This is a genomic window from Shewanella sp. SR43-4, assembly GCF_014163845.1.
Lineage (GTDB): Bacteria > Pseudomonadota > Gammaproteobacteria > Enterobacterales > Shewanellaceae > Shewanella > Shewanella vesiculosa.
Genome location: NZ_JACJEB010000001.1, coordinates 105,067 through 125,056, shown reverse-complemented (window position 1 = coordinate 125,056; position 19,990 = coordinate 105,067). Strand labels below are relative to the sequence as shown.

The following is a 19,990-nucleotide window of genomic DNA, read 5'->3' as shown; positions in this document are numbered from 1 at the left end:
AGGCTTGGTTCAGTAAAAGGACAGCATGGAAGCTTATGGATTGATCAAAATGCTGACATTAAGCCCTTGTAATGTCTCACTACGATTAAATTTTAATATAAACCCATATTGCTCACAGATCTCTTTCACAATCGACAAGCCCAGTCCGTGACCCGTAGTTGCTTCATCGAGGCGGGTTCCACGAGCGGTTAACAATGCAATTTGCTCTTGCATGACACCACAGCCATCGTCTTCTATTTGGATTAATATCTCTCCTGATGGCAAATCAACTATGCTGATGTTCACCTGTGAATTTGCCCATTTAAAGGCGTTATCGAGCAGGTTGCCAAACAACTCCATGCCATCTTCACGATGAATGGGGATGCGACTAATATGTTGTGCGTTAATCACTCGGCATTCAATGACGCGCTGATGATGCACCTTATGTAAGGTTTGAATTAAGCTATCGAAATCTTTTGGAACAGCCAGTTGTGCAGCGGGTAGCATGTCACCCGTTATTCGCGCCGCAGCCAGTTTACGCTCAATCATTTTATGCACTAAATCTAATTGCTGCTGCATTGCTATTGCGGCGTCAGGGTGGGTGAGCCCGAGGGCTTCAACTTGTTGCTGCATCACTGCTAATGGTGTTTTTAAGCCATGGCTTAAATTGCCTAGGTTATTTCGACTGCGTTCAATTTGTTTGGCGGTGTAGTCTAATAGCTCATTATAGGTTTCTGCTAGCGGACGGATCTCCGCCGGTATTTGCGACATGGTTAACGAAGCTATCTCACCTTCGCGCAATTTAGCCAGTGCGCCTTGGATTTGATTCACTGGTTTAAACGATTGGCGTAAAATAATGAAGATACCGGCGATCATCGCCAATAACATGCCAATATTGATTGCCAGTTTAGCGCCAAAGACTTCACTGAAAACGCGGCGACCAATACTAAGATCTTGGGCTACTGTCAGTGTTGCCGTGTTGGGACTGTTAGGCGCGCCAATACCAATAGAGAGCAGCTGCATATCATTATTTTTTGGCCCCTTAGCTTGCCATACGCGTTTTTGCTGCGCTTGTAAGGGTTCGATCTGCAGCTCTGCATCCCATAAGGATCGAGAACGAATAGTACGGTCAGGTAAATTTAATTGGAAATAGCGGCCTGAATAAGCTGGGCGATAAAAACTGGATAATTGGCTTTGGTCGATAACCAGTTCGCCATCATCGAGCCGAGTGGCAATGATAATATGTTCTAAATCTTCTTCTAAACGGTTAATGATGGAGTCATGAAACGCATCTCGCAGCATAGATTCAAACAAAAATAAGCCGATGAGAGTGGCAATGATGATCAATCCACTCAGCCATAAGCTTAATTTAAAGCGAATTGACATCATTCAATGATGCCATGAAAGATATAACCTTGACCGCGACGGGTTTCGATAGCCGTTTTACCCAGTTTTTTACGTAAATGAGTCACGTATACTTCAACGACGTTACTTTCTTTCTCATCATCAAACTGGTAAAGCTTGTCTGTAAGCTGCTGTTTAGATAGTAGTTTTCTTGGCGACATTAAGAAGATTTTCAGTAACCTAAATTCCATTGATGTTAGCTCATACTCTTGTCCGCCCACCGTCACTTTCTGCTCATTTTCGTCGAGATTAACCCCAGCGTAGCAGAGTTGTTTTGATGATGAATTCACCCGTCCATGAGCTCGATGGATAAGTGCCTGAATTCTTGCGAGTAGCTCTTGAGTGTGAAAAGGTTTACCTAAGTAATCATCAGCTCCAGCATTAAAACCTTCCACTTTTTCGTGCCACTGACTGCGGGCCGTTAGCATAATGACTGGGGTACTGATGCCACGTTCACGCCATTGAGTCACCAATGACAAGCCATTGCCATCGGGTAAGCCAATATCGAGAATGACACAGTCATAATCTGTTTCTTTCATCAAATAATCGGCTTCAATGGCCTTATCTGTGACGTCCGTAATATAACCTGCTTGCTTGAGTTGTTTTTCAAGTTCAGCAACCAGTAATGGGTTATCTTCAACGAGTAACAGTTTCATGTTTAGTACATTCGCTCGGTAATTGAGTCAATGGATCTTGCATGCCATTGGCTGCATCTAATTGCAGATTAACAACATGCCCTTGTTTTAGCCTAAATTGCAGGTCATAGCGCCACTTATCCTGATATTGGTATAGTTGCGCATCGATTAAGTGGCCATCACAATACTGTGATATCCAAGCTAAGTAATCATCTAATGACCTTATATTACCAGAAGATACTAATTTTTGGACGTTATCATGATCCAGAGCGAGTTCTTTTGTGGGAATATCTTGCTGGTTAATCGTGATGGCCATTAAGCTGCTTATTGCTATGGAGAACAAGCTATTCATGGTCGCTCCAAAATAAAAAAAGTGGCGTTCAGAGTATGAACACCACTTTAAGTATATTGGCTTAAATCAAGCTGAAGCTTATATGATTAAGGCTTAAACATTGCGTTTTAGCCCTATAAAACCTTAGTTGTTTAGCGTGTGCCGTAAACGACGATAGTTTTACCGTGTGCTTGAATCAAACTTTGTTCTTCAAGCATTTTTAAAATACGGCCTACCGTTTCACGTGAACAACCTACAATTTGACCAATCTCTTGACGGGTAATTTTAATTTGCATGCCATCAGGATGTGTCATTGCATCAGGCTGCTTAGCAAGATGTAATAGTGTTTGTGCAATACGGCCGGCGACGTCAAGGAATGCTAAGTCGCCCACTTTTTGGCTAGTACTTTGTAAACGATAGGCCATTTGCGCCGAAAGTTTCATGAGGATTTCAGGATTAACCTGGATAAGTTGCTTAAATTTCTTATAAGAAATTTCCGCAATTTCACATGCTTGCTTAGCACGAACCCATGCTGTACGTTCAGATTGCTCTTCAAACAATCCAAGTTCACCGATAAAGTCGCCTTGATTAAGATAAGACAGGATCATTTCTTTACCTTCTTCATCTTTGATCAATACTGCGACAGAACCTTTGACTATGTAATATAAAGTATCAGATTCTTCACCAGCATGGATTAAGGTGCTCTTTGCTGGATACTTATGAATGTGACAATGTGAAAGAAACCATTCTAATGTTGGGTCAGGTTTTGGCTTACCAATCAGAGCCATACGATATTCCTCGATTGATTAAAAATGAAAGTAAGTAATGTCTAATTAAGCATTCTACGCTATTGGTGCGGCGAAAACTTTGATAGAGATCGTATTTAGAAGTGTGTGTAGTGTATATTAACTTGTTAAATTTTAGATTAAATTTATTTTGTTTGTGATGGCGGTCGACTTTTTTGGCCAATTTGTCTTAATCATCACGACTATTGAATTATTGCAAAATACATGTGTCTATTGTATTGGATCCATGAGTTAGCTAGTGTTATCTAATCAGCATCATAAATAGTTGTCGAGGTATGCGTGAAAAAACTGAGTCAAATCGGGGTTATTGTCAGTGTTATGTTATTGAGTGGGCTAAGTTTGCCCGTGAACGCATTTGTTATCCCGCCTTCTATTCAGTCTCAGGCCGCTACTAAATTAGTCAATATTCAAATTAAAGCTAAGCAGGGCAATGCAGATGCGCAATTTTTATTGGGTTTAATGTATCTCTCGGGGCGATTTGTTATTCAAGACACAGAGCAAGGTTTGTACTGGATTAACCTTGCGGCACAGCAGCAACACATCAAGGCGCAGCAAACCTTAGCTGATTTAGCTTTTGAGGGGCATAAATTATTTCCGCGTGATTTAGCGCTTGCAGAAAAATGGTACCTAAAAATGATTGAGCAAGGTGATAAGTGGGCTCATTTTCGTTTAGGGTTTATTTATTCTGCTGGTGGTGATGGCGTGGCACGAAATTGTGGCAAAGCCATGGAGCAGTTTTTGGCAGCAGGTGATGCGGTTTCAATGGGGAATGTTGCGTGGATATTAGCCACGTGTCCAGAAGCAGAATATCGAGATGGTTCACGTGCGGTATCAATGTCGCTAAAGTTACTTGAGAATAATAAAAACGATCCCACAGTATTAGATAACCTTGCGGCCGGCTATGCAGAACTGGGCGATTTTACTGCAGCGATAGATACGCAGAAAAAAGCGATTGATGCACTAAAAGATAACCCTGAGATTGTGCGCAGCGATGAGTTTATTTTACGTTTGGAGCAGTATAAAAATAAGCAGGCTTATCGAGAAGTTATCCCACTGATGTAACGCACCAGCCAAACCCAGTGGTTATCTTGTTGTCGCGGGATAGGTAAGGGCTTATCTCGCGCTTGATTATCGGCTTTATTGGGTTTCGTTGATGTGCTTAATGCACTAACAGATCAAAAAGGGGGAATTAGCTCTTCAAGCACATCAACTGCCGTTCTTTCGCTTGAAATCACGATGGGCCTATCTTAGTGGTTCTGACTTAAATCAAACTTAATCGAGTTTGATATCATTAAGATTTTGCAGCTCTAAGCGTTTATCCATTAAGTCTTTCACTAATGGCGTCAAAATTAATTCCATTGCCAATGACATTTTTCCACCGGGAACAACCAGTGTGTTGACGCGTGACATAAATGAGCCTTGGATCATGTTGAGATAATAAGGAAAATCAACATTATTAATACCGCGAAAGCGGATGACTAAAAAGCTTTCATCTAGGCTGGGTATGTCTTTTGCGCTAAAGGGGTTTGAGGTGTCCACGGTCGGCACGCGTTGAAAATTAATATGAGTCCGTGAAAATTGTGGCGTCATGTGCTTAATATAATCATCCATACTGCGCACAATCGATCCCATGACTTTTTCACGGCTATGGCCTCTATCGTTTGTATCGCGAATGATCTTCTGGATCCACTCTAAATTAACAATCGGTACCATGCCAATCAGCAGATCGACATGTTTAGCCACATCAGCATCTTCAGTTACTACACCACCGTGAAGACCTTCGTAATAGAGCATATCGGTATTGGCAGGTAAATCACGCCATTGAGTAAATGTGCCCGGCATTTGATTAAATGGCACGGCTTCGTCAAACGTATGCAAGTAACTGCGAGTTTGACCATTACCTGTGTTGCCGTAGCTGGTAAAACACTCTTCGAGTTTTTTGAAATTATTTGCTTCGGGCCCAAAATAACTCAGATTACGATTTTCAGCCTGTGATTTTCTAATTAACACTTCCATTTCAGCGCGAGTGAAATTGTGGAAACTATCACCTTCAACAAATGCGGCATTAATACCCAGCTGTCTAAAAATATGAATGAAGGCAGTTGTAGTTGTGGTTGTGCCAGCACCGGAAGAGCCGGTTACAGCAATAATAGGATGTTTTGCTGACATGTTATTTGCCTAGGTAATGTGTGGACGCGAAAAAACCAGTCACTAGTTATACGGTAATCTTTACCCGTGGGTCAATTCTTCAAGGGTAACAATGTGATCATTTTGTCGCAAAATCAGTGTTTTTGTATTGTATCTAGTCGAAAGACGGACGTGAAATGTGTTCCCGTTGCCGAATGGCAATAGACTCATCATCTTCACTGAATTCAACCACTAACTCGCCTTTTTTGAGCGCAAGCTTACATTGTTCTATTGCTCTGGTTAATTGTTGCTCGTTGGCATCACTAAAACTGCCATCTTCAAGTTGTGATAATAGATACTCTTTTATCATACGTTGAAGTACTTCTTGAGGTAATGAGAGTAACGCTTCATAAGGCACAAGCATGGTGTATTCCTATTAATGACTTAGTGGAGAAGATGATCCGTCTGGCTCGGTTAGCGTATTTTCTTCAGAGAAAATAAACGCGATGACACGTTGCTCAAGATAAAAATGTGGCTTCCAAGGCCAGCCGCCAGCAATAAATCCCACATGACCACCAAACTCATGTAACTCGTATTCAACCATTGGCGATAATTGATCTTGGGTCGGGATCACTTCAGCGGTCATAAAAGGGTCGTCTTGAGCGTGAATAACCAGTGTGGGCTTAGTTATATACTGTAAATAACCTAGGCCGCTAGCTTGCTGATAGTAGTCATTAACGTCAGTAAAACCGTGTAATGGTGCTGTCACTTTATCGTCAAATAAATAAAAGGTGTTGAGCATTTTGAGCTGCTCTTTTGTGATCGGCATTTGTTCGGTTAAATCTGTAGTATTAATTTTATCGAGCATTTTTTGCTGCAAACGTTTAATCAAAAAACGTTGATAGAGAGTTGAAAAGCCACTCTCCAAGCGTTTGGCACAAGCTCCTAACGTTAACGGTGCTGATACCACTACAGCACGTTCGAGTAAGCTATGTTGCTGAGTGCTACCTTGATATTTTGCCAATACATTACCGCCCAAGCTGTAACCTACAGCATAAAGCGGTGAGTCCGGATAATAGTGTTTGAGTTGCCCTAGGGTATAGGCTAAGTCGTTAACATCGCCGCTATGATAACTGCGAGCTAAGCGATTAGGCTCACCTGAACAACCGCGATGATGATGGACAACAGCTGCCAGCTTGGCTTTTTTGGCTTCAATCAGCATTCTGCGTACATAGTGAGATTCTGTGTTACCTTCAAGACCATGAATAATGACTAAGATAGGCTGGCCATTCTGGGCTTGTCCTAACCAATCTAAGTCGACAAAATCGCCGTCAGGTAGCTCTTGCCTTTGCCGAAATGTTATTGGTTTGGCCACTTTAAATAGGAATGGTAGAATCGTTTGCACATGGGGGCTAGCAGCCCACCAGGGCGGAGTGAACAAGGTTTTCATAGACGGAATATTTCTGTAATTGTTTGTGAAAATTTAAACGTATGTTTAAATGTTACTCATGCCACTCTACCACATAAAAAATATAGACAACAATAAACTCAAGGGGAAGTAAATGAAGCGGCGTACCTTTCTCACTGGTGCTTTTGCTGGAACGGCTGCATTAGCATTAGGCGTTAATTTATATTTGCCAAACATCACAACTTCTTCGGAGGATATTCATCACCGCGTATTATTTGGTGTGTTGATCCCGGTATTCCTAGATGGCGCATTACCTGAGGTTCCTAGTCAGAGAGAGCTTGCTATTAATCGCACTCTGGATGCTATCTCACAATCAATTACCCACCTGCCTGTTGAACAGCAGCAAGAGTTGATGGAGTTATTAAATTTACTCGAAGGTCGTTTAGGATTGTTGCTACTCAGTGGCAGTATGACGCCGCTGTTAATGCGAGAACCTCAGCAATTGATCGACATGCTAGAGTTTTGGCGTCATAACTATTTAGACATGTTAACCACCGCTTATGGCGGATTACGTGAATTGATTATGGCAAGCTATTACGCCTGTCCAGAGCATTGGGGAAATTTACGTTATGTAAAACCCACTTTCTTGGTGCCTAACGCGCATTAATCCTACTTATAGGGAGTATTACCTTGGCCATTATTGATCCTATTATTACTGGTTTAAGCGCGGGTTGGCATCATATCGATGCGAGCACCTTAGAGATCGATCGTCACTTTGACGCGGATGTGGTTATTGTGGGAACCGGTGCGGGTGGCGGTACTGCAGCAGAAATACTCACAGAAGCTGGCTTAAAAGTGATTATGATTGAAGGCGGTGCGCTCAAATCATCGACAGACTTTGATATGGAAGAGCGCCACGCTTATCCTAATCTATACCAGCAGGCTGCTGCGATGAAAACGGCAGATAAAGGCATAGGTATATTCCAAGGTCGTGCAGTAGGTGGTTCAACCACAGTCAATTGGACTACAGCGATTAGAACGCCGGAACAAACATTGGCTTTTTGGGAACAAGAAAAGTCGGTCAAAGGGTTATCTTCGCAAGTGTTACTGCCGTGGTTTGAGTTAATGGAAAAACGCCTCAATATTGAACAATGGCAATATGAACCTAACCGTAATAACGGTGCATTACGAGAAGGTTGCGAAAAATTAGGTTGGGATTACACCGTCATCAAACGTAATGTTAAAGGCTGTTGGAATACTGGTTATTGCGGTATGGGTTGTCCTGTTAATGCTAAGCAATCAATGTTGGTTACCACCATACCCGCAGCGCTTGATAAAGGCGCTACGCTAATTTCACGCGCCAGAGTGATTAAGCTTGAGCATAAAGGTGATAAAGTTGTTGGCTTAACCGCGCAGGCTTTAACGCAAGGCTTAAAGCCCACGTCGGTGAACATCACTTTCAGTGCCAGGCATTATATTTTAAGTGCCGGTGCGATTCATACCCCGACTATTTTAATGCGTTCTAATACCCCCGATCCGCACAAACAATTAGGCAAAACCTTCTTACACCCTTCATTGTTGTCAGGCGGGATATTTGATGAGCAAATTAATGGCCACAGTGGAGCGCCACAATCTATCTATTCCGATGAATTTGTCTGGCATGATGGCGCTGCTGGAGAGCTAGGTTATAAACTTGAAGTTGCCCCTGTTCATCCGGTATTAATCGCGTCAAAAACCATTGGTTATGGCGTTAGTCACGCCCAGTTAATGGCTAACTTTAACCAAATGCAGGTGACCATTGCGCTTATACGTGATGGTTTCAATCAGCAATGTCCTGGTGGTCAGGTTCGGTTAACTGATAACGGCTTTGCATTAGATTATCCTTTAGGCCAAGGTTTCTGGGATGGTGCTCGTCGAGCATTTTTGTCGATGGCTGAGTTACAATTTGCTGCAGGTGCTAAAAAAGTATTACCAATGCACGATGGCTTGTCATTTTTAAACTCATGGAGTGAAGCAAAGCAGGCTATCAATGATGTCGATTTAGGCTTACTAAAAACCATAGTTGCGTCGGCTCATGTTATGGGCGGCTGTGCTATGGGTGAAGATAAAACGCTGTCAATGGTTGATACATTTGGTAATTCACATTACCTGGAAAACTTATCTGTGATGGATGGTTCGGTATTTCCAACCAGTTTGGGGGCTAATCCTCAATTGTCTATTTATGGCCTTGTCGCCCGAAATGCGACAGCATTAGCCCAAAAGCTGACTAAAACGAGCTAACTGAACTGGCTCCTATACCGCTGATAGGTGTTTTTTACATTGATTGCTTGTGGTTGCATAAGAGTCAGCTTGAACATTCACGACTTGATAAAGTTTATCAATCGATGTCATATCGAGTGCTTAAAAGATGCCAATAAAAAAATCCGTATTACTCGTCGATAGGATAGTAGGCTCAGAGCCTTTGCCTTGCTAAATTGATGGTTTTTTACTGTTATCGACGCTATTAGCTAAAAATTTTGAGTGGGTTTGCCTTTCGGTTGGCTTAATGATGTCGGTAATACCGTGTTATTTCCAAGCTAACCACATTCACTTCGACAAGATTACGATGGAAATTAATCTAGGGTTTAACGTCGCTTAAAAATCAGCTTCAGCTTATTTTATTCCACAATGAAAGTGCTAACGTTTTCAAGGGGGGCGTTTCCCTTGAATGCTTATTGGTCGTTGATGTTATTTTTCAACGGCCTTAAGCTCTGAGTCGAGTTTATACATTTTAACGTTAAGAACCCTAACTTGTGTTTGCTGCAAAGCTTGTTCGTTTCGATGAAGAGTCGAGCCTTCTCAAGGCTTATCTTAGTCCCTATTTGACTCAATGAAAATGTGTTATCGTCTAGCCAATTTAATGCTCAAGGGATTGTTATTAAGTATGTTATTTGAAATGGTTTTTCTCTTCTTAGCAGGTGTTTTTGGCGGTGTTCTTAATTCAATTGCAGGCGGAGGAAGCTTTATTACCTTTCCTGCGCTTATGTTTGTTGGTATACCTCCCATTATAGCCAATGCAACAAATACTTTTGCATCATGTGCTGGTTATATGAGTGGTACTTATGCCTTTCGAAAGGAGATTTCTGCTCATAAAGATGAACTGCTCCTAATCGTAACAATCAGCTTAATGGGCGGGATTACTGGTGCATGGTTATTACTAAAAATACCTGAAGCAGTGTTTCGAGAGGCCATTCCCTGGTTACTTCTATTTGCTACCGTACTGTTTATTTTTGGTGGGGCAATTAATTTTTGGTTAAAAAAAATGGTATCCCATCACCGGCATGCATCATCCATAGGCGGAGTTTTATTAGCCATAATACTCTTAGGAGTATCGATCTATGGCGGTTTCTTCAACGCTGGGCTAGGCATCATTTCACTGAGCTACTTAGCATTAGCTGGTCACACTAACATCAATGCTATGAATGGGTTAAAGCTATTAATCTCATCGACAATCTCACTCATCGCTATCGTACTGTTCATTTTTAATGATGTAATAGCCTGGTATGAAGGCTCTATTGTGTTATGTGGCACTATCGTCGGTGGCTATGTTGCGGCAAATGTGTCACGCAAACTCCCGCAAAAGCATGTCAGACAGTTTGTTATTGTGGCGAGTATTGCCACTACAGCCTATTTCTTTTTTGATATTTATGCCGGTTTAGACAGTGTTTAAGTATCCAGAACATAACTATTTTGCTAAACGGCTGCTGCGTGGCCTGGTTGAATAAATAGAGGAACCTTTCTGAGTTGGCAAAGAGCTGATCATCCAATTGATGCCAACAAGTTCGCGAGTGAAAGAGCAAAATCAAGCCAATATAAAGTAAGACGTTGGCTTACAAGCGTGCAAGCGTTGAAGCCATTGGAGGCGGTTATTTTTAGGCCCAAATATGCGCTATGATCTATTTGACGCTTAATAGTATAGCTTGGGAGTCTGGAGAAGGAATTAAGTTACATCTATTACCAGTGAATAAGAACCTACGAGGTTAACTCAGCCATAACGCTTTTATCTAAGCCAAATAAACTAAGATAGTGTTGTGTGTTTGTCGGTTCAGGGTTATCACAATCATCATCAGCATCGATGATTTTGCCATCCAGTAAATTCAATTTATGCAATAACATGTACTGAGATTTACGTTCCATAATTAACTCTACTTCGAGCATTTTCTGATATTCGTCGCTGTTTAAATGGGCTTTGGCGATCCGGCGTAAACCTCGGTAAGGCTGAAGTACACTTGCTTCCCATTGCTCTATGACTTTAGTCAATGTTTCCCAATGTTGCTGCGTTAACATATAACACTGTTCATCGAGGTATTGCGCCAATAATAAAATGTTAATATTGACGTGATAACTGTCTTGTAGATTTATGTAAAATATAGGGTTAATAGAATAACTTTGCTCGCAATTATGCCAAATAGTGTGACTAAAATTTTGGCGATTTAAAGGCTGCGACATACTGTATTCCTTGTGGCATTTGTGGTGTGGATTAACAGCACAAATGCCAATAAAATAATCAAGACTAACCGCTTATTGGAAGTCTTGCTCGATAAGCTCAATTTGTTCTTGAATATCTAACCAATGCATTTCACTTTCATCCATGGCTTGAGTCAGTGTGGTTCGCTCGTTGAGAACGTTAGTCATTTTAGCTTTGTTCTCGGCTTCGTATAAGCTGCCATCGGCTAATTCAATTTCTAATTCAGCTAATCTGGTACTCATTTTCTGTTGCTGGGTTTCTAACTTTACTTGTTGTTTTTTCAGTGGTGATACTTTTTGGCGCAGCTCAGCTTCCATTCTCTTTTGCTGCTTTTTATCAACTGCATCACCGCTGGTGGGCGTTTCTGATTTGTTGTTGGCTTGGGCTAATTTAGCGGCATCAAGTAACCATTGATGATAATCATCTAAGTCGCCATCAAAAGGTGTTACTACACCTTGATCAACTAGATAATAGTCACTACAACTCAATCGTAATAGGTGACGGTCATGTGACACAATTACCATGGCGCCTTCAAATGATTGCAATGCCATGGTGAGCGCGTGGCGCATCTCTAAATCTAAATGGTTGGTGGGCTCATCGAGTAATAATAGGTTTGGACGTTGCCAAACAACTAATGCTAAAACCAGACGCGCTTTTTCGCCGCCCGAAAATGGTCGCACTGGCGATAAGGCCATATCACCATTAAAGCCAAATCCACCTAAGAAGTTACGTAATTCTTGTTCGCGCGCGCCTGCTGGCGCCAGTCTGATCAAGTGTTGCATTGGCGAATCATCAAGGGTTAAAAACTCAACTTGATGCTGAGCAAAATAACCAATATTCAATCCTGGGTTAGGTTGATACTTGCCCGTTTTAGCTTGTAACTGCCCAGACAACAGTTTGATCAGTGTCGATTTACCAGCACCATTTCTACCCAATAAACCAATACGCGCGCCAGGAACAAGGTTTAACTCAACCTGTTTAAGAATCGTATTATCTTCATAACCAATAGAGACATTTTCCATCACTACTAATGGGTTAGGCAGCGCTTCGGGCTCTCTAAAGGCCATTTGAAATGGATTATCTACTTGCGATGGTAATAACTCCGCCATCCGTTCTAGCGCCTTTAAGCGGCTTTGTGCTTGTTTAGCTTTACTGGCTTTATAGCGGAAACGGTCAACAAACGACTGCATATGCGAGCGTTCTTTTTGTTGACGTTCAAAGGCAACTTGCTGCTGGGCCATACGTTCGGCGCGTACGCGCTCAAAAGAAGAGTAGTTACCCTTGTAGTAATTTAATTTGTGATTCTCGACATGAACAATTTCACCGACAATCCCATCGATAAAGTCTCGATCGTGACTGATCAAAATCAGTGTTCCCTGATAGGATTTAATCCAACCTTCTAACCAATACATGGTATCTAAGTCTAAGTGGTTGGTTGGCTCATCGAGTAACAATAAATCTGAGCGGCATAGTAGTGCTTGGGCTAGGTTAAGACGCATACGCCAACCACCAGAGAAGCTTTTAACCGGATTACTTTGGTCTGCATCTTTGAAGCCTAGGCCGGCTAATAACGACCCTGCTCGAGCTTTAATGGCATAGCCGCCAATAGCATCAATTTTGCCATGGATAAGCGCAATGGCGTTACCGTTATTGTCTGCTTGAGCTTTCTCTAGTTGGGCCTCTAAATCACGGTATTCAGTGTCGCCATCAAGCACGTATTCTAATGCCGACACATCTAATGCTGGTGTTTCCTGTGCAACAGAGGCGACTTGCCAACCTGATGGGAAACTAAATTCACCTTTATCAAGATGTAAATGACCCAGAATTAAGGCAAGCAATGATGATTTACCTGTACCATTGGCGCCGACAAGGCCTACCTTGTGTCCGGGATAAATTGTCAGTGAGGTTTCATCGAGTAAGGTTTTACTGCCGCGAATTAACTGAGCTTGGCTTATGTTGATCATTAATTACAACTTGATACTTAAGAATAGAATAATGGTGCAGATAATATCGCATATCCGATTTATTTCCCACAATCACGGGACTCATGTGGGCTAATCATGGCAAAATAGGCGTATAAATTGATAAATGCCGTATTGAGTCAACAGCTCATTGTATAAACACTAAGTCGAGTAAATCATGACCAAAATTAAGAAACGTTTTGTTGCAGGCGCTAAATGTCCTAAATGCAGTGCCAAAGACAGTATTTTATTGTTTAAAGAAAATGGGATTGAAACGGTTGAATGTACTGAATGTGATTATCGTGAGCAGCAAACGGACATTAAAGTGCCGCAAAAAACGAATGGCAGCATGATAGGGGTATTTAAACCAGATTAAGCCTGACTAAACATTTTACTCACAACAAACCTCAATACTTTTTCAGCCGTTGAGGTTAATTACTCATGTATTCATCTGGTTGTGTTTCAGCTGTTATCTTCATTTTATGCTGATTTAGTACCTTAATCACATCGACGTTATTCTGAGTAAGATCATCAAAGCGATCGTTAATCTCTTGTAATTCTAAGCCATAACTTGGATCGTCTTTAGGCTTAGTTTGCCAAAAGCGTTTGCGATCAAGTTTTTGTATTTCGCTAGCACGTAATATTTCAAAGTAGCTGTTTTCTTGCTTTAGACGATACATTTCACCATCAAGGAGTTGCAGTAACTTCTCTTTAGAAATAGTTTGTTTATTCAGCAGGGCTTTTAATGGGTCTTCTTTAAGTTCGTGCTTGTCGGAGTCGACTTCGGTGGTAATACCTAATTGGTATTCAATTTTGTGCTGACGATACTCTTGTGGGCAGACGGTTTGGCTGAAAACGACTTTGTCATCCATCATACATTTGTAAATAGTATTGGATTGAGCGGTAAATGCGCTCATGGCGAGTATGATAAATAGTAGTCTTTTTGCCATGCGGCCACACATCCTTTTGTCATCACAATTATGATTTGATATCAGTTGGTTACGTTTTCTATGCGAGAGTTTTCGACATTAATTCAATTTAACAACCGACTACCTTGTCTAGCTGCCAATGGTAGTGGCATTTATTGTAAATGTACTACCAGTGTCATTGTATTTTTGCCTCTTACCAAGCCACTTGCTTTTGTTACCCTCGTGTTGGTTTTATTTGTGTTATTTGTCTATAACGTTAAGAATATTAGCATGTTTTTAGATTAAGCTACACGCAAAATTAGTAACAAATAAACCACAATAAGCAGCAGAAATTTCATACATAGTTGTTATGCTGGCTGATAATATAGCCACATTCATACCGATAACATCATGTTATCGGTTAAATATGGCCCAAGTTTATCGATAAAACCAGTTTTTTGACAATCGAAATTTGAATAAAAAACCATCTTTACTGTTATTTGATGTACTTAAACCGAAAACGGAATGTTTTCTTTGGTGATGATTAGCTGTTTAGTTAGCTTAAGTTACGTGAGAATGACACGTTATCAATTAAGCGAGCTTTACCTAAATAAGCGGCTGCAATAACCACTAAGTCAGTGTCTGTTGCTGTTGCTTGACGTAACGTCTTGGCATTTCTCACTTCGAGGTAATCTGGGGTAAAGCCGGCATTAGTTAGCTGCTTTTTGGCTGTTACAATCGCTACTTCTGTCGATTCTCCGTGTTTAATGGCTTCAACAATAGTATCTAATGCTTGTTTTAACGCTGCAGCTGAGTGTTTTTCTTCTGCGGTTAAATAGCCGTTTCGAGAACTCATTGCCAGTCCTGATGCTTCACGAATAGTGTCAACACCAATCACTTCAATCGGCATGGATAAGTCACTCACCATGGTTTTAATAATCATTAATTGTTGAAAATCTTTACGACCGAATAAGGCGATATCTGGTTGGACAATATTAAACAATTTGGTCACTATGGTTGCCACGCCACGAAAATGTCCAGGACGGCTTGCGCCACACAGTTGATCGCCAATGTCTGGTACTTCAACAAATGTTTGTTGTGCTAAACCGTTGGGATAGATTATCTCAGGCGTTGGGGTAAATAATATTTCTGTTCCGGCAGCCATCAGCTTATCGCTGTCTTGTTCTAATGTACGTGGGTACCCGTCCAAGTCTTCGTTAGCGCTAAACTGCATTGGATTAACAAAAATAGATACCACAACATGATCTGCACGCTTTTTAGCTTCGTTCACTAAGGTGATGTGGCCTTGGTGTAAGTTACCCATTGTTGGCACGAAGGCAACGGTTTCGCCTTTACGACGCCAAGCATTTACATGTTCGCGAATAGTTGAAATAGCAGCAGTGGTAATCATTTTCTGTGGAAACCTTAATAAAAACAATGTCGTTAATTGATGTACATTCAATGGCTCGTTAAAGGAGCAACTAAATCATTAGTTAAATGTATGCTCTTCGGCAGGGAAGCTACCGTTAGCGACTTCATCAATATAAGCTTTGATTGCTGAGCGGATCTCGCCAGTCTGTTTGAGGTAGTTTTTAGAAAAACGTGGGATATAACCACTGGAAATGCCTAATACATCATGCATTACCAAGATTTGGCCGTCAGTGTCTGCTCCAGCACCAATCCCAATAACCGGAATGGTCAGTGCTTCAGTAATGGCTTTAGCAAGCGATGCCGGAATACATTCAACCACTAATAATTGTGCACCAGCTGCTTGTATTGCTTTGGCTTCATCTAAAATACGCTGGGCATTATCAGCATCACGACCTTGCACTTTAAAGCCGCCAAATACGTTGACCGATTGTGGGGTTAATCCTAAGTGGGCACAGACTGGAATACCACGCTCTGTTAACATTTTTACGCTTTCAAGTAACCAATGACCGCCTTCTAATTTAACCATGCTGGCACCAGCTTGCATAAGAATTGCCGCGTTAGTCATGGTTTGTTCTGGGGTGGCGTAACTCATAAATGGCATATCTGCGATCAGTAATGCGCGCGAAATCCCCCGTTTAACACAAGCTGTATGATAAGCAATATCGGCAGTCGTAACGGGCAAGGTGTCGTCATGGCCTTGAAGTACCATACCGAGTGAGTCGCCCACTAAAAGTACATCCACACCTTCGCTGTCAAATGCGCTGGCAAAACTAGCGTCATAAGCTGTTAATGCGGTGAACTTTTTACCTTCTTGTTTGAACTTGATCAGGGTAGAGCTGGTGACTTTTGACATAGTAGACTCTTAAAACAATATTGAAATACTAAAAGCTGAGCTTAATGTGCTGTGCATTAATATCAACTTTAATCGATAAGCTTTTGCAATTCATCACGCATTGTCACATTAATAAGACTTTCAAGGCTTGTGTTACAAGGCAGTGTCAAAGTGGGTGCAATGTCTGCTAATGGTACTAACACAAAACTACGTTGTTTCATGCCATAGTGAGGCACGCAAAGACGAGGTTGGTTTATGTATTGTGTACCATACAATAACAAATCTAAATCTAAGGTACGAGGTCCCCAGCGTTCGAGACGCAAACGTCCTTGTTGTTGCTCGATATCTTGTAAAGCATCGAGCAATTCAATCGGCAATAGCTCGGTTTGAAACCCTGCTACAGCATTGACATAATCGGGTTGTATCACATCGCCCATAGGTTTAGAGCGGTAATAAGCTGACACCCTCAAGGTGTTATTAAGTGCTAATGTGTTGAGCGCCGTTACAGCAACATCGAGTTGTTGTACCGGCTCTGCTAAATTTGCGCCCAAGGCGACATACACTTGCACCGCCATGGTGGTTACTCTTCTGTAGGCTTGGCAGCGGGTTTTCGACGACGCTTGCGCTGTGGTGCATTTCGATTGCGAGTATTACTGCCTTTGATGCTTTTGGCGATATCACTGCGGTCAGTTTCATCGGCTTCAACAAACGCTTGCCACCAATCCGCTATCTTGGCGGTATTACCCGCTTCAACTTCACCGCGCAGTAGCAGCAAATCATAAGCTGCTCTAAATTTCGGGTGCTCTAGCAGTTTAAAGGCGCGGGTGCCTTGACCACGTTCTAAGCGCAGTTGTAATTGCCAAATGTCACGTGCTGGAGTACTAAAACGACGTGGTAAGCTAATGGTTAAACACTGTTTCTCAAGCACATCACCCATAGCTGCAACATAGGCATCGTAATGCGTTAGGCCACTTTCAATCGCGATATCATCTGCGCGTTGTTTAACTGGGTACCATAATATTGCGGCAAAGAAAAATGCTGGCGTAACGGTTTTATCTTCACTGACTCGCAGGTCAGTATTACGCATAACGGTTTGCAGCATTTTAGCTGTATGACCTTTAGGCGACTCTTCAATTAGGGCACTCACTTGTGGGAACAGCGGAGCAAATAAACCAAAATCTTGCATCATGTGGTAATTCGCTTCGGCTTTACCGGCAAAGAATAATTTCAATACTTCTTCATACATGCGCGCCGCGGGAATATCACCTAATAGTGGTGCGAGTGCTTTGATAGGATCGGCGGTAACGGCGTCGATTTGCATATCAAGTTTAGTCGCAAAACGAACGGCTCGAAGCATGCGCACCGGATCTTCACGATAACGGGTATCTGGATCGCCGATAAGTTTTATCTTGCGTGCATTAAGATCGTTTATTCCACCGCCATAACTGCGAATAGAGTAGTCGCTAATGTCGTAGTAGAGTGCATTGATAGTGAAGTCACGACGTTCAGCATCTTCATCTATCTCACCATAAACGTTATCACGTAATAAACGACCTTCAGCGTTTGATTTCGATACTTTGTCATTGCTTTCACTGTGGTGACCGCGGAACGTGGCAACCTCAATAACATCACGACCAAAAACGATATGTGCCAGTCTAAAGCGACGGCCAACTAAACGACAGTTGCGAAATAACTTTTTAATATCATCTGGGGTAGCATTCGTCGCTACATCAAAGTCTTTTGGTTCTATGCCAAGCAGAATATCGCGAACACCACCGCCGACTAAATAGGCTTTGTAGCCCGATTTATTCAGACGATAAAGTACTTTAAGTGCATTTTCACTAATTTGGCGACGTGAAATTGAGTGACCATCTCTGGAGATAATATCCAGACGTAAGCCATCTTCTTGAATTGGCTCTTCAAGGACTGGAGCTACTTTGTTGTTTTCAAATAGCTGTTTACAGAATTGGCTAATACGGCGAAAAATAATACACCTCGGGATGCTAGAATAATTTGATTAAAAATCTGGCGGGTATAATACATTAAATGTGACTGAATGAGTATACGTACAGTGGCGCTAAAAAGGGCTTAATGCAATAACTCGTCATGGTAATGATGATACCTAGTCGTTTCTAGTCGATATGATAATTTCTTTTTGTGCAGGAATCGCACTGAGATCAAATTGTGCTACTGCCTGCTTAAGCATCACATCAACTGCATCAATATCCACTGTTTGTTGACCTAAAAATGTCAGCGCGGCGTTGATACTGGCTTGAGGGTGGACGATATCGATGGCAGAGGCATGATTCTGCTTTGATAATTTAAAGCCTTTTTGTGTGCAGACTAAAGGTAAATGTAACCAATCAGGTGACGGAAAATTCAATTGAGTAAACAAGCTTATTTGGCGGCAACTTGCTTCAAGTAAATCACAGCCCCTAACCACTTCAGTAATACCTTGATAAGCATCATCAAGCACTACGGCGAGCTGGTATGCGAACAAACCATCGCTACGTTTAATGATAAAGTCTTCATCAGCGAAGGCTTTATCAACCATCACATGACCTTGCAGTTGATCAACAAAGTGGTCCATTTTAACTTGGTTACGAATCCGAATTGCACCCTGGGTCAGCCGTGGTGTCAATCGTCCGCATCGGCCATCGTACACTCCGCCACTGGTTTGAATAATTTTACGTGTGCACTGGCAATAATAACCCGCATCACTTTCGATAAACGCATCAATCTGATCTTGATATACTTGATGTCGTTGATGTTGATATAGCACGCTACCATGCCAATGTAAGCCATAGGCATCAAGTGTGCGGAGGATATTGTCGCTGGCACCGGGTACTTCTCTAGGAGGATCGATATCTTCTATGCGGACCAGCCATTGGCCTTTAAGGCTATGCGCACGCAGATAACTGCCTAATGCCGCAATGAGTGAACCAAAATGCAGTGAGCCTGACGGGGATGGCGCAAAACGGCCAATATACGATGGGGTGATCATGTTATTTTGTAGCGTAGTCTTAATTAACATCGCTGTGCCATTATCTTCTGTCAAAGTGACAACACTCTAGCGCGGGTAACCAATTAAATGAGTGGCGTGTTTTATTGATGAATAAAATAAAACAAAAGGGCGAGATAATCTCGCCCTTCTTCGATAGCGGATTAACCCGCCATTTGTTTTTCTTTTATTTCAGCTAGCGTTTTACAGTCGATACACTGATCGGCTGTTGGACGGGCTTCAAGTCGACGGATACCAATTTCTACACCACATGAGAAGCAGAAACCAAAATCATCTTCTTTGATCAGCTGTAAGGTCTTTTCAATCTTTTTGATCAATTTACGTTCTCTGTCACGAGCGCGTAATTCTAAGCTGAATTCTTCTTCTTGTGCTGCACGGTCGACAGGATCAGGAAAGTTTGCAGCTTCATCTTGCATGTGAGTTAACGTACGGTCGACTTCTTCACGCAATTGGTTACGCCATGCTTCGAGGATCAATGTAAAGTGACCACGTTGCTTGGTATTCATATACTCTTCACCAGCCGATTCCTGGTAAGGATCTACTCCAGCGATAGCGAGTACGCCAAGTTTTTTCGTGCCTTGAGGCATAACGCATCTCCTGTAATCATTTGCGTTTAAGGACGTCTTAAATTTATGGCCG

General features: G+C 41.9%; 21 protein-coding genes. 5 read left to right on the top strand and 16 right to left on the bottom strand.

The genetic code is table 11. From position 1 onward, the window contains the following. Positions 1-33: 33 nt before the first annotated feature. The 4 genes from H5123_RS00565 to crp form a co-directional block, all read right to left on the bottom strand. Positions 34-1,368 carry a sensor histidine kinase gene (locus H5123_RS00565; protein ID WP_182696697.1) on the bottom strand — a complete coding sequence of 445 codons (1,335 nt, stop codon included), beginning with the start codon at positions 1,366-1,368 and terminating at the stop codon, positions 34-36. Beyond that, entirely contained in the window at positions 1,365-2,039 is a 675-nt protein-coding gene (locus tag H5123_RS00560) for a response regulator transcription factor (protein WP_124018327.1), read from the bottom strand. Before H5123_RS00560 ends, H5123_RS00565 begins: the two co-directional genes overlap by 4 nt. Next, positions 2,020-2,370, bottom strand: coding sequence for a PepSY domain-containing protein (locus H5123_RS00555; RefSeq protein ID WP_124018328.1), 351 nt, complete (start codon positions 2,368-2,370; stop codon positions 2,020-2,022). The genes H5123_RS00560 and H5123_RS00555 overlap by 20 nt, the downstream gene beginning before the upstream one ends. 131 nt (positions 2,371-2,501) lie before the next feature. Then, entirely contained in the window at positions 2,502-3,137 is a 636-nt protein-coding gene (crp, locus tag H5123_RS00550) for a cAMP-activated global transcriptional regulator CRP (protein WP_124018329.1), read from the bottom strand. A gap of 336 nt (positions 3,138-3,473) precedes the next feature. Here crp and H5123_RS00545 point away from each other — a divergent pair, with 336 nt between their 5' ends. Further along, positions 3,474-4,217: a tetratricopeptide repeat protein gene (locus H5123_RS00545; RefSeq protein ID WP_124018347.1), complete on the top strand. Its 744-nt coding sequence runs from the start codon at positions 3,474-3,476 to the stop codon at positions 4,215-4,217. Positions 4,218-4,427: 210 nt separating this feature from the next. Here the strand turns inward: H5123_RS00545 and H5123_RS00540 are convergent, their stop codons facing one another. From H5123_RS00540 to H5123_RS00530, 3 genes are all read right to left on the bottom strand, one after another. Continuing rightward, the gene (locus H5123_RS00540) at positions 4,428-5,324 is read right to left on the bottom strand and encodes a phosphoribulokinase (RefSeq protein ID WP_124018330.1); all 897 of its coding nucleotides are present in this window, start codon (positions 5,322-5,324) and stop codon (positions 4,428-4,430) included. 133 nt (positions 5,325-5,457) lie between these two features. Continuing rightward, entirely contained in the window at positions 5,458-5,706 is a 249-nt protein-coding gene (locus tag H5123_RS00535) for a YheU family protein (protein WP_124018331.1), read from the bottom strand. A gap of 12 nt (positions 5,707-5,718) precedes the next feature. Then, complete coding sequence (locus tag H5123_RS00530) at positions 5,719-6,732, bottom strand: hydrolase (RefSeq protein WP_182696696.1); 1,014 nt, start codon at positions 6,730-6,732, stop codon at positions 5,719-5,721. 112 nt (positions 6,733-6,844) lie between these two features. Here H5123_RS00530 and H5123_RS00525 point away from each other — a divergent pair, with 112 nt between their 5' ends. The 3 genes from H5123_RS00525 (at position 6,845) to H5123_RS00515 (ending at position 10,399) form a co-directional block, all read left to right on the top strand. Beyond that, positions 6,845-7,357, top strand: coding sequence for a TAT leader-containing periplasmic protein (locus H5123_RS00525; RefSeq protein ID WP_124018333.1), 513 nt, complete (start codon positions 6,845-6,847; stop codon positions 7,355-7,357). A gap of 23 nt (positions 7,358-7,380) precedes the next feature. Beyond that, positions 7,381-8,970: a GMC family oxidoreductase gene (locus tag H5123_RS00520; protein WP_182696695.1), complete on the top strand. Its 1,590-nt coding sequence runs from the start codon at positions 7,381-7,383 to the stop codon at positions 8,968-8,970. Between the two features lie 643 nt (positions 8,971-9,613). Next, the gene (locus tag H5123_RS00515) at positions 9,614-10,399 is read left to right on the top strand and encodes a sulfite exporter TauE/SafE family protein (protein ID WP_182696694.1); all 786 of its coding nucleotides are present in this window, start codon (positions 9,614-9,616) and stop codon (positions 10,397-10,399) included. Positions 10,400-10,701: 302 nt separating this feature from the next. On the opposite strand, the gene H5123_RS00510 is transcribed toward H5123_RS00515, so the two are convergent. Beyond that, positions 10,702-11,178 carry a TIGR02444 family protein gene (locus tag H5123_RS00510; RefSeq protein WP_182696693.1) on the bottom strand — a complete coding sequence of 159 codons (477 nt, stop codon included), beginning with the start codon at positions 11,176-11,178 and terminating at the stop codon, positions 10,702-10,704. 72 nt (positions 11,179-11,250) lie between these two features. Further along, positions 11,251-13,161 (bottom strand): ABC transporter ATP-binding protein, encoded by a 1,911-nt coding sequence (locus tag H5123_RS00505; RefSeq protein WP_182696692.1) that lies wholly within the window; start codon positions 13,159-13,161, stop codon positions 11,251-11,253. 175 nt (positions 13,162-13,336) lie between these two features. On the opposite strand from H5123_RS00505, the gene H5123_RS00500 reads away from it, so the two are divergent. Then, complete coding sequence (locus tag H5123_RS00500; RefSeq protein WP_165870192.1) at positions 13,337-13,534, top strand: YheV family putative zinc ribbon protein; 198 nt, start codon at positions 13,337-13,339, stop codon at positions 13,532-13,534. A gap of 55 nt (positions 13,535-13,589) precedes the next feature. Here the strand turns inward: H5123_RS00500 and H5123_RS00495 are convergent, their stop codons facing one another. The 7 genes from H5123_RS00495 to dksA all read right to left on the bottom strand — a co-directional run bounded on the left by H5123_RS00495 (position 13,590) and on the right by dksA (position 19,938). Beyond that, positions 13,590-14,108 carry a DUF4124 domain-containing protein gene (locus H5123_RS00495; protein ID WP_182696691.1) on the bottom strand — a complete coding sequence of 173 codons (519 nt, stop codon included), beginning with the start codon at positions 14,106-14,108 and terminating at the stop codon, positions 13,590-13,592. A 514-nt stretch (positions 14,109-14,622) separates the two neighbouring features. Continuing rightward, positions 14,623-15,477, bottom strand: a complete 855-nt coding sequence (panC, locus tag H5123_RS00490) for a pantoate--beta-alanine ligase (RefSeq protein ID WP_124018342.1) — start codon at positions 15,475-15,477, stop codon at positions 14,623-14,625. A gap of 78 nt (positions 15,478-15,555) precedes the next feature. Then, the gene (panB, locus tag H5123_RS00485; protein WP_182696690.1) at positions 15,556-16,350 is read right to left on the bottom strand and encodes a 3-methyl-2-oxobutanoate hydroxymethyltransferase; all 795 of its coding nucleotides are present in this window, start codon (positions 16,348-16,350) and stop codon (positions 15,556-15,558) included. Positions 16,351-16,418: 68 nt separating this feature from the next. Next, positions 16,419-16,904, bottom strand: a complete 486-nt coding sequence (gene folK, locus H5123_RS00480) for a 2-amino-4-hydroxy-6-hydroxymethyldihydropteridine diphosphokinase (RefSeq protein WP_182696689.1) — start codon at positions 16,902-16,904, stop codon at positions 16,419-16,421. 5 nt (positions 16,905-16,909) lie between these two features. Continuing rightward, positions 16,910-18,211 carry a polynucleotide adenylyltransferase PcnB gene (gene pcnB, locus H5123_RS00475; protein WP_165870193.1) on the bottom strand — a complete coding sequence of 434 codons (1,302 nt, stop codon included), beginning with the start codon at positions 18,209-18,211 and terminating at the stop codon, positions 16,910-16,912. Positions 18,212-18,451: 240 nt separating this feature from the next. Further along, complete coding sequence (gluQRS, locus tag H5123_RS00470) at positions 18,452-19,363, bottom strand: tRNA glutamyl-Q(34) synthetase GluQRS (protein ID WP_404948295.1); 912 nt, start codon at positions 19,361-19,363, stop codon at positions 18,452-18,454. Between the two features lie 131 nt (positions 19,364-19,494). Beyond that, positions 19,495-19,938 carry an RNA polymerase-binding protein DksA gene (gene dksA / locus H5123_RS00465; RefSeq protein WP_011638715.1) on the bottom strand — a complete coding sequence of 148 codons (444 nt, stop codon included), beginning with the start codon at positions 19,936-19,938 and terminating at the stop codon, positions 19,495-19,497. Between the last annotated feature and the right edge of the window lie 52 nt (positions 19,939-19,990).

Excerpts from the sequence above, each read along its gene's own strand:
- H5123_RS00565 (WP_182696697.1), bottom strand. The coding sequence starts at position 1,368 with ATGATGTCAATTCGCTTTAAATTAAGCTTATGGCTGAGTGGATTGATC.
- H5123_RS00560 (WP_124018327.1), bottom strand. The coding sequence starts at position 2,039 with ATGAAACTGTTACTCGTTGAAGATAACCCATTACTGGTTGCTGAACTT.
- H5123_RS00555 (WP_124018328.1), bottom strand. The coding sequence starts at position 2,370 with ATGAATAGCTTGTTCTCCATAGCAATAAGCAGCTTAATGGCCATCACG.
- crp (WP_124018329.1), bottom strand. The coding sequence starts at position 3,137 with ATGGCTCTGATTGGTAAGCCAAAACCTGACCCAACATTAGAATGGTTT.
- H5123_RS00545 (WP_124018347.1), top strand. The coding sequence starts at position 3,474 with ATGTTATTGAGTGGGCTAAGTTTGCCCGTGAACGCATTTGTTATCCCG.
- H5123_RS00540 (WP_124018330.1), bottom strand. The coding sequence starts at position 5,324 with ATGTCAGCAAAACATCCTATTATTGCTGTAACCGGCTCTTCCGGTGCT.
- H5123_RS00535 (WP_124018331.1), bottom strand. The coding sequence starts at position 5,706 with ATGCTTGTGCCTTATGAAGCGTTACTCTCATTACCTCAAGAAGTACTT.
- H5123_RS00530 (WP_182696696.1), bottom strand. The coding sequence starts at position 6,732 with ATGAAAACCTTGTTCACTCCGCCCTGGTGGGCTGCTAGCCCCCATGTG.
- H5123_RS00525 (WP_124018333.1), top strand. The coding sequence starts at position 6,845 with ATGAAGCGGCGTACCTTTCTCACTGGTGCTTTTGCTGGAACGGCTGCA.
- H5123_RS00515 (WP_182696694.1), top strand. The coding sequence starts at position 9,614 with ATGTTATTTGAAATGGTTTTTCTCTTCTTAGCAGGTGTTTTTGGCGGT.
- H5123_RS00510 (WP_182696693.1), bottom strand. The coding sequence starts at position 11,178 with ATGTCGCAGCCTTTAAATCGCCAAAATTTTAGTCACACTATTTGGCAT.
- H5123_RS00505 (WP_182696692.1), bottom strand. The coding sequence starts at position 13,161 with ATGATCAACATAAGCCAAGCTCAGTTAATTCGCGGCAGTAAAACCTTA.
- H5123_RS00500 (WP_165870192.1), top strand. The coding sequence starts at position 13,337 with ATGACCAAAATTAAGAAACGTTTTGTTGCAGGCGCTAAATGTCCTAAA.
- H5123_RS00495 (WP_182696691.1), bottom strand. The coding sequence starts at position 14,108 with ATGGCAAAAAGACTACTATTTATCATACTCGCCATGAGCGCATTTACC.
- panC (WP_124018342.1), bottom strand. The coding sequence starts at position 15,477 with ATGATTACCACTGCTGCTATTTCAACTATTCGCGAACATGTAAATGCT.
- panB (WP_182696690.1), bottom strand. The coding sequence starts at position 16,350 with ATGTCAAAAGTCACCAGCTCTACCCTGATCAAGTTCAAACAAGAAGGT.
- folK (WP_182696689.1), bottom strand. The coding sequence starts at position 16,904 with ATGGCGGTGCAAGTGTATGTCGCCTTGGGCGCAAATTTAGCAGAGCCG.
- gluQRS (WP_404948295.1), bottom strand. The coding sequence starts at position 19,363 with ATGTTAATTAAGACTACGCTACAAAATAACATGATCACCCCATCGTAT.
- dksA (WP_011638715.1), bottom strand. The coding sequence starts at position 19,938 with ATGCCTCAAGGCACGAAAAAACTTGGCGTACTCGCTATCGCTGGAGTA.